Source organism: Kingella denitrificans ATCC 33394 (assembly GCF_000190695.1).
In the GTDB taxonomy this organism is placed as follows: Bacteria; Pseudomonadota; Gammaproteobacteria; order Burkholderiales; family Neisseriaceae; genus Kingella_A; species Kingella_A denitrificans.
On the sequence record NZ_GL870929.1, the window covers coordinates 462419 to 471231 of the forward strand.

Sequence of the window (8813 nt, forward strand, 5' to 3'; positions counted from 1 at the left end):
GGCACGAAAAGCAGAGTTTTGACAGTCCGGAACACCGGCAAAAGGAGCTGTGTCGATTTGTGAACTTTTATAACACCGTGAAGCCGCACGGTAGCTTGGACGGCGATACGCCGTTTTAGGTCTTGCAGGCTTACTTTTCTCAACCTGTGGTGTAAACAACGCGGTTATTTTCTACAACTTACGATTATCAATACATAGCTTATCGCTTCATGGGATATCGCAGGGACAACTTGGGCGACCAAAAACAGTTTTTCAAATGGTCCGATTCGCTGGAGGACTTTCTCGCCGTCTGCGGCAATCATTTGAACGAGTTTATAGACGACTGCAAGAACGACCCCATTGATTTGCTGGAAGGCAGTGGATATAAGTATGTCAGCGACTTGGGCTTTCCCAATGCGCACGATTTCGCCTATCAATTCCCTGATGAATTCTGCCAACTGGTTTTAGATTCCCATTTAGTTACTGTCTTAAAGCCTTATTTTGACGAAGGTGAAGAAACCATGAAATTTATGATTAACAGTGTGGACAGCGTTGCGATTGAAAACGGCAATATTATCCTAACGGGAACCGGATTTATCCCCTATGTGATAAGTAATACTACTCAAACCAACCCGCCTGGCGAGTAGCTTGCGCCCTCACGCACTCTGACCGCCAATTCGACTTTTCAGGCTGCTTGAAAGAACGGGCAGCGTGGGCAAGCCCTGCTCATGCTTCTCCCTCTTTCAAGCAGCCTGAAATACTTTTAACGCGCATTAAAAAGCAGCCTGCAACCAACTGATCAGTCAAACTTTATTCCTATCACAACACATCAAAGGCTTGCCCGTCGAACAAGCCGAAAGCGACGGTTAAGCACGGAGGCGGAAACCAACCTGATAAAAATGGCGTAACGAAAGCGACCGTTGAAATTCAGAGACTTGATGGAAGCTGGCACGTCAAAGCCAGACGTAATGGTGAATCCATGGAAGATCACACCATGTTCCCCAAAGATTGGGATAACGCCAGAATCAGGGCCGAAGTGACTTCGGCTTGGGAAAATAGGAAAATTAGGGGCGATAAATAGGAGGGGACAAGTAAATCCGGCGTAAGAATACAGGGTTATGTTCGTCCAAGAATAACGGCATATCCTATTTATGAAAAACCAAATTGAAAAACCAAATTGAATGGAGTAATGATGATCAAGATAAAATGCTTTTATGATGTATTCAAATCAAATGATTTATTTAGAGATTTTGTTTTTTTAGATGATAAAAACGAAATTATAGATAGGAGCGGGAATATATATGGATATATTTCTATTACTTTAACAAGCGATCTTTATTACAGGGAGATAATTGATGAGCATTTCGAAATTATCAAAAATATAGAAGCCAACCCCAATGCGATTTTTGATGATGGCGGCGGACAAGATTTTTGCTTGGAATTTCATCATGATAAAGTCATTTTTTGTCACAATGAATTTGATGAAGAGGAGGGTTTCCCTGTGCTCAGCTGCTCGTTGAAGATGTTTAAAACCGCCCTGATTGCGTGGAGTGCATTCTTGCAGTTGCCCAGAAGCATTCATACCGTTTTGGAAACCGTGATTGAAGAAGAATAGGCTTCTGTCATCTCCAAAGCAGCCTGCACTTCGAAAAACGAAGTGCAGGCTGCTTTTTAAATACAGTCACTGTTTTTATCCTTGCCCACAGTGGTCTATACATCTACTATTTACCTGCTCTGGTGCGATTGTGCTATGCAACGGATGTTTCCATAAACCGATTTGTGTATAGGAAGGAGCTTGGAGGTAAAGGTATTTGCGATATTCCTTATGCTTTTATCAAAGCTCTGTTTAGAGTTGCTACAAAGCATTTTGATGTTGATTGGCATATCGCTTTGCAGCCGTTTTGTCATTGAACGATGACAAAACGATAGCGAAATAGTGACAAAATTTGCGCGAGATTATACAATCAAACCCCTACAAACGATATGCCAAAAGTGGAAATTGCCTTGTTTCAATATTTATTTATATAATGCTGGCTAATGTGAATTATTTGCAGGTTTTGGTAAAGGATAATGTTTATGACGCAGCAAAACGTCCAACGGGCAGATGCGCTGGTTGCAGGCAGCCAGCTTCATACCTACATCGTTCTCAAAGTGCTCGGCTCTGGCGCATTCGGCATCACCTATTTGGCCGAACATATCCATTTCGGCTCGCAGCATGTTATCAAAGAATACCTGCCCGACAGCGGTGTGCGTGTTCAAGGGCTGACCGTTCAAGCCAAAAGCAGTAGCGACCAGGAAATTTTCAACTGGGGCTTAAACGGCTTTTTCAACGAGGCCAAGCTGCTCTACGGTTTAAACCACCCCAACGTAGTCAAGGTAACCGACCTGTTCGAGGCCAACGGCACTGCTTATTTTGTAATGCCCTATCTGCGCGGTATTACCCTTCATCAATGGATTAAAGAACATCCCAATCCGAGTGAAAACGAGCTGTCCGGTATTTTTATTCCTTTGCTCGAAGGCCTGAAATATATTCACGAGCGCCAACTGCTGCACCGCGACATCAAGCCGGAAAATATTTTCATCACCGAAAACCAAACCCCGGTATTAATCGATTTCGGTGCCGCCCGACAGGCCGTTGGCCAAAAAAGCCGGCCGCTCACCCAAATCCTCACCCCCCCATTCGCCCCCATCGAACAATACCACTCGCGTGATGTTTTCATGCCCGCCCTGGATTTATACAGTCTCGGTGCCTGTATCTACCAATCTATTACCCACCAGCTGATTGAAGAAGCCCCCGCCCGCATCGCTGGCGAAGATACTCAGCCCAAGCTGGCCGGCAGCCGCTATGAAGGCAGCTACAGCCATCACTTCCTTGCCGCTGTCGACTATGCTCTCAATGTGCGTGCCGAAAACCGTTTCCAAAATGCTATGGATATGCAGCAGGCACTGCTTGGGCTGGCAGAAATTCCATCTCAGGCGGCCTCTCTCCCTGAAGCTGGCAATACCACCCAAGCCTCTTACCAGGCACAAACAGCTGTGCACGGGAAAGTCCTACTCAAACAACACAAGACTGCTCTAGCGGCATCCGGCCGCAAGCCGAAATGGCTGTTGTGGGGCGGTATCGGCGCAGCCGTATTGGCAGCATTGATTGTCTCCGCCTTCCTCCTGATGCACAACAGTGATGAAAATAACGAACCTGTCACCCCGCCCGCCGCTTCGGCTGCCACCAATGCGCCGGTAGTACTGCCTCCGGCCGGACAAACCCAACCTGAACAGCCCGCCGAGAACGGTGGCAATAATAGCGGTGATAATAACGGCACCGGTATTTCGGCAGCGTATATTGATGAGATGAACAAACAGCTGCCGCAGATGATCGCTGACGGTGTACGTTGGGACAAAACCGTCTATGCCGAAAGCAGCAACGCACTGATTATGCAGATTACCATGATGAAGCTGCGCCTCGGCGACCTCAACAGCAGCCAGCTCAATGAATTGCAAAGTGCTATCGGCCCAGCTATGGCCAAAACCGCCTGTGCCGACCCCAATGTCAGCCCATGGCTTACCCAGCATAACGGCACCCTTATCATTGCCTTCTACGACAAAAACGGCAAACACCTTGTTGATGGTTCGGTATCCGGCCGCGACTGTCAGTAAGCCGGACTCCCCTCTGCCACGCAGTTTTCAGGTAGCCTGCCGCACCACTGCAGCATTAGGCAGCCATTAAAAGGAGCAGCACTTATGCAGATTAATTTCTACCAAGGCCAGCACATCGGCCAACGCGAAGAGCAGCAAGATGCACTGGGCAACCTGGTGCTTTCGCCCCAGCACAAACTCTATGTGCTGGCCGACGGCATGGGTGGGCAACACGGCGGGCAGATTGCCGGCAAAACCGTGGTGGCTGCCTTTTTGGGCCATTTTCAGCAACATGGCCTGCACGAAGCCGAGCAGGATTTGCGCCAAGCCCTGCAGCAGGCCAACCAAGCCTTGGCCGATACCCTGCGCCGACAGCCGGAACTCGAAGGCATGGGTACCACCGTTATCGCCGTGGTTGTAGACGAAACCGACAACCGCTACAGCTACATCAGCGTCGGCGACAGTCCGCTCTATTCCTACAACCAAGGCAGCCTGCGCCGCATCAATGCCAACCACGCTTTTGCCGAAGACCTCAAGCGCATGGTTGCCGCCGGAGAAATCAGCAGCGAAGCCGCCGAACGCCATCCCGCCCGTCATGCCGTAACCAGCGCCGTGATGGGCAAAGACATCGCCCATATCGATTGCGCTTCCGGCACACTCGCCCCTGACGAATTGCTGCTTTTGGCCAGCGATGGCGTGCAAACCTTAAGCGATGAAGAAATCGGGCAAACCCTTGCCGCAGCTTCCGGAAGCCTTGAAGACAAAGTAAACGCCCTTCTGGCCGTGGTACAGGCCAAACAACATCCACATCAAGACAACACCTCGCTGATTTTGGTGCAAGCATCTGCCGAACAAGCTGCATCTGCCACCCAGGTACGCAGCCTGCCTACGCAATCCCTGCCCGCCAACGAATCCGTACCTACTACCCGAATTTCAGGTAGCCCTCCATCTGCACCGCCTGCCCCAGGATTCCCCATCAAAGGGCTCATTATTGGCTTTATCCTAGGTGCACTCTTGGTCGGCACCTGGTGGTTTACATCCGATCGTACAGCCCTACCCATGCCGCCAAACGAGGATATTCCCGCCGCATCCGCGCCAATGATGGCCTCATCACCCGCAGCCTCCCTACCAGCTTCATCCGAACCGCACAAACCGGCTTTCCCTTCCTCTGTATCCGAGCCGCCTGCGGCGGCATCCCACCCCAAAAGCCCGCCTGCCGCATCCGTACCGCTGCTGCCTATACCGCCACTGACACCGCGCGACTCCTCTGCACCGCAAACCCGCTAACACCATCCGCACAATCAAAAAAGGAACCCCCATGAAACACTTTTGGCGAAAACTTCTGCTGCTGGCCCTCTTGATGCTGCCTTGGCAAGCCGGTGCCAACCAACCTGATGTTTTAGACGCAGCGAAATCAGTATATCGCCTGTGGATAGGCGTACCGCTGTCGGCGCAAACCGCCTCGCAACTGGTCAGCCCACAGATGCTCTCGGAAATCAACGATAAGGGCTATGTGCGTATTGCCACGCAAAATAGGCAGATCCTCACCTTCTTCAAACAAAACGGCCAAATCTACCTCTTTGCCGGTCACGGTTCAGGCTATTTAGTGTCGGCAGAAGGTCATATCGTAACCAATGACCACGTTGCCAACGCAGATGTGGGCGAAATGGCACAACTGGGCAAGCCGGAAGTGTTCGTGGTACGTACCCTTGCCCCCCGTCTGGAGCTGATTTCCACCCAGCCGATTTTCAGCGATAGCGCCAAAGACCTCAGCCTGCTGCAAGTGCATGGCCTTACCGGCAAGCCGCTGCCGCTGGCTGCCGAAAAATTCCTCCAACCCACCCTGCCGGTGTTTTCTATCGGGTTCCCCGGCGCTTCCGATGATATTACTTCCGGCCTCGGTTTCGGCGATCCCGATGCCTACATCCAGCCGGTAATTGCCGAAGGTACACTCAAACGTGAATTCAAAAACTACGACAACCGCAGCTACTGGGAACACCATGCCCCTATTAGCGGCGGCAACAGCGGCGGCCCGCTGGTAAACCGCTGCGGCCAGGTGGTCGGCACCAACGAAGGTGCGCACAAGGAGCAGGTCAACACCGTTATTGCCGTCTCCAACTCGGAACTTGTACCGATTCTGCAAAACCACAACGTCAAATTTACTCAAATCAAAAACGAATGTGTAGACAGTGCCACCGCCAGCACCAACCGCCAACTCACCCTGCTTTACAGCGGCATGGGCTTGCTGATATTACTGGCCGCAGGTGGTGGTGTGTATTTGCTGCGTTTGAAAAAACAAGTGAAAGACGGCTCCAATCCGCCAATCAACTCCCAGCTGATCCGCCGTATTGTCGGCGCTCAGCAGGCACAGGCGGCTCAAGCCGGTGCTTCAGGTAGCGTTACCCTCACCGCACTCTGCGGCGGCGGCAATATCGTCTTACAAGCAGGCAAACCCGTGATTATCGGCCGCAGCGCGCCCGCCTCCGTCATCATCAACCAAGCGCAGGTATCCGCCCGCCACGCACAACTGCTGTTCGACGGCCGCCAAGTACAGGTGGAAGACTTGGGCAGCACCAACGGCACCTATGTCAACGGTAGTAAAGTCACCCGTGCCGTTTTGAATGCCGGCGACGTATTGCAACTGACTGCCGATGAAAACATTGCCCGTTTCAGCATGGGCTCGCCGCAAACCGCCCAAGCGCGTATCGCCGCCACCCTGCAACCGCTCGGCGCAGGCCTGCCCGCCATCGCACTTTACCCCGGACAAACCGTCCGTATCGGTCGCAACAGCGGCAACGACGTAGTGATCAACCGCCAACAAGTTTCCGGCAGCCACTGCCGTATCAGCGTGGACGCGACCGGTAACGTTGTGCTGGAAGACCTGCAATCCACCAACGGCTCCTTTGTAGACAGCCTGGAGCAGCGCATCAGCCGCACCACCCTGCGCCCCGGCCAAACCATCTATCTGGCCAACCGCGATATTGCCTACCAACTCACCCAATCATAAAAGGAACACGCCATGGCAATGACCCTCTGTGCCGCCGGCAAACACTACTACGACTCCGCCGTACAGTCCGGCTGCCCCTACTGCGGCGAATCTGCCCCCTCCGGCAGCTCCCATACCGCGGCCATCCCGGCCGCTCCCGAAGAGCGCACCCAGATGCTCACTGCCGATTCGCACCAATTGGCTGCCCAAAGCGCCAAAACCCAAATGCTCGACAATCCCGCCCCTGCGGCAGAAAGCGATTCCGCCCTAAAAACCCATATCCTCGGTGTAAGCAACCAACCCGATGCCGAAGCCCGCGCCAAAGGCATGTGCGAACTCCCCGTGGTCGGCTGGCTGATTATCACCGAAGGTCAAGGGCGCGGCACCGATTTCCGGCTGATACAGGGTGAAAACCGAATCGGCCGCAATGCCGACCTGGAAGTCTGCCTCGATTTCGGCGCGCAAAGCGACAACACCGTCAGCCACGAAGCCCATGCTGTTGTTGTCTACGACCACCACGCCAACGAATTCTTCATCGAGCGTGGCAGCAGCCGCAACCTCGCCATGCTCAACGGTAGCACCATCCGCGGCGAGCCCACCCTGCAACGCAACGACATCATCCAAGTCGGCGCCACCAAACTGCTGTTCCTGCCCTTCTGCGATCAAAACTTTAAGTGGCAGTAAGCCTGGCTGAGTGCGGAAAGGCTACCTGAAAATTTTCAGGTAGCCTTTCTTATGCGGCAAACAGTCCGGCCAAACCTACCCGGCCGTTTTTCAGGTAGCCGCCATAATATCCGCCCAAGTCAGCCCGAAGCGTTGCAGGTATTTGCGCAGGCGGTCGCTGTCGTTGGCGGTGGCGCGTTCCAGCCGCGAAACGTTAAACAAGGCGTGGCCGGCAGCAGCTTGGACGGTAATACGCCGTTCGAGGTCTTGCAGGCTTACTTTTCTCAACCTGTGGTGTAAACAACGCGGTTATTTTCTACATCTTAGCAGGCATAAACCACGCTGATAACCCCTGAAATACCGAAGATTCTACAGTTAAAGCAGGTTGGATTCGACAATTTGGCCTACGGCTTGCTATAACGGACTATGCGGCCTGAACAAAGTGCAGGCTGCCTTTCGATGATTTGCCGGCAAAAAAGCAGCCTGCACCTGTGGTAAAATATGCAGACTGCTTTTTTGCATTCCCTCCCATTCATCGATGTGACGTTCAAAAACACCCTTCGCCCTTGGTTGGCGCGCCGCCTCACGCTTTTGTCTTGGCTGGCGCTTGTCGCATTCGCCCTCAGCCAAATCATCACGTTTTGGTTTGCCGAACTGTTCTCGCATTTTTTGCCGCACTACACGGTTTTGTGGACGGCAACGGCGGCCGTTGCGGTGCGGCGGCAGCGTTGGCTTTGGGCGGCATCCGCATTGGCAGGCGGACTGTGGCTGTGTTGGCCATCGGGCAGCCCTGAAGTATCTACCGCCGCACCGCCGCTGAAAGTGCTGTGGTACAACGTGAATTTGGACAATCCCGCCGCCGCACAGGAAAGCGCCGCCATTTTGGCCGCCGCGCCCGATGTCGTCGCCATGGCCGAAATCGACTTGGACGATGCAGGCTGGCAAACGCTGCGCCAAGCCTATCCGCACGGCTGCGAACACCGCGACGACAGTCCGTTTGCATTGGCACTTTGGAGCAGGCGGCCGCTGCAAAGTTGCCGCGTCGTTATGGCCGAAACGGATGCGGGCGAACCCTTCCCTTCCATTGAGGCGGAACTGGACGGCAGCAGCCTGTTCGCCCTGCACCCGCCGCCACCCATCAACGCCGAACTGGCTGCCGCACGTCAGGCCTATTTGCAGCAGGCGGCACGGAAAATCGCCGCCGCCAAAACCGTGTTGGTGATGGGCGATTTGAACAGCAGCCCCTTCTCGCCCGTGTTCCGCCAATTCACGTACAGCGCCGACATCCGCCCGCGCACGCCGAACTACCTGCCCACCTGGCTGCCCTTCGGCCTGAACATCGACCATGTTCTCACACGCGGCAAATCCGGCACCCGCATACGCGCCCTGCCGTGGATGCACTCCGACCACCGCGCTTTGCTGATTGAATGGCAGTGATTGCCAAATAGGCAAAAAAGCAGCCTGCACTTTTCCCAACGAAGGTGCAGGCTGCTTTTTTTATCGCTATTTGCCGCTGTTGTTTTTGCAGGATGAGACCTTTGCAAAAAAGCCC

Annotated in this window: 8 protein-coding genes and 2 pseudogenes; 9 read left to right on the forward strand and 1 reads right to left on the reverse strand. The window is 53.5% G+C overall.

Going from position 1 to position 8813, the window contains the following annotated elements; translation table 11 throughout:
- The 8 genes and pseudogenes from HMPREF9098_RS12380 to HMPREF9098_RS02290 form a co-directional block, all read left to right on the forward strand.
- A partial coding sequence (locus HMPREF9098_RS12380) for an integrase core domain-containing protein (protein ID WP_155803295.1) occupies window positions 1-119 on the forward strand: 119 nt, incomplete at its 5' end.
- A 111-nt stretch (window positions 120-230) separates the two neighbouring features.
- Entirely contained in the window at window positions 231-626 is a 396-nt protein-coding gene (locus HMPREF9098_RS02265; RefSeq protein ID WP_147285403.1) for a hypothetical protein, read from the forward strand.
- Between the two features lie 248 nt (window positions 627-874).
- Window positions 875-1060: pseudogene (locus HMPREF9098_RS11315) on the forward strand (EndoU domain-containing protein); the annotation flags it as partial.
- Between the two features lie 111 nt (window positions 1061-1171).
- Complete coding sequence (locus HMPREF9098_RS02270) at window positions 1172-1594, forward strand: hypothetical protein (RefSeq protein ID WP_040564190.1); 423 nt, start codon at window positions 1172-1174, stop codon at window positions 1592-1594.
- A 461-nt stretch (window positions 1595-2055) separates the two neighbouring features.
- Window positions 2056-3633 (forward strand): serine/threonine protein kinase, encoded by a 1578-nt coding sequence (locus tag HMPREF9098_RS02275; RefSeq protein ID WP_040564191.1) that lies wholly within the window; start codon window positions 2056-2058, stop codon window positions 3631-3633.
- An 84-nt stretch (window positions 3634-3717) separates the two neighbouring features.
- Window positions 3718-4899, forward strand: coding sequence for a PP2C family protein-serine/threonine phosphatase (locus HMPREF9098_RS02280; RefSeq protein WP_003781596.1), 1182 nt, complete (start codon window positions 3718-3720; stop codon window positions 4897-4899).
- Window positions 4900-4930: 31 nt separating this feature from the next.
- Window positions 4931-6619 carry an FHA domain-containing protein gene (locus HMPREF9098_RS02285; RefSeq protein ID WP_003781597.1) on the forward strand — a complete coding sequence of 563 codons (1689 nt, stop codon included), beginning with the start codon at window positions 4931-4933 and terminating at the stop codon, window positions 6617-6619.
- 12 nt (window positions 6620-6631) lie between these two features.
- Window positions 6632-7282, forward strand: coding sequence for an FHA domain-containing protein (locus HMPREF9098_RS02290; protein ID WP_003781600.1), 651 nt, complete (start codon window positions 6632-6634; stop codon window positions 7280-7282).
- 90 nt (window positions 7283-7372) lie between these two features.
- Here HMPREF9098_RS02290 and HMPREF9098_RS11635 read toward each other — a convergent pair.
- Window positions 7373-7504, reverse strand: a pseudogene (locus tag HMPREF9098_RS11635) (hypothetical protein); the annotation flags it as partial.
- Window positions 7505-7762: 258 nt separating this feature from the next.
- Here HMPREF9098_RS11635 and HMPREF9098_RS02295 point away from each other — a divergent pair.
- On the forward strand, window positions 7763-8698 hold the full coding sequence (locus HMPREF9098_RS02295; RefSeq protein ID WP_003781602.1) for an endonuclease/exonuclease/phosphatase family protein: 936 nt from the start codon (window positions 7763-7765) through the stop codon (window positions 8696-8698).
- Window positions 8699-8813 lie beyond the last annotated feature (115 nt).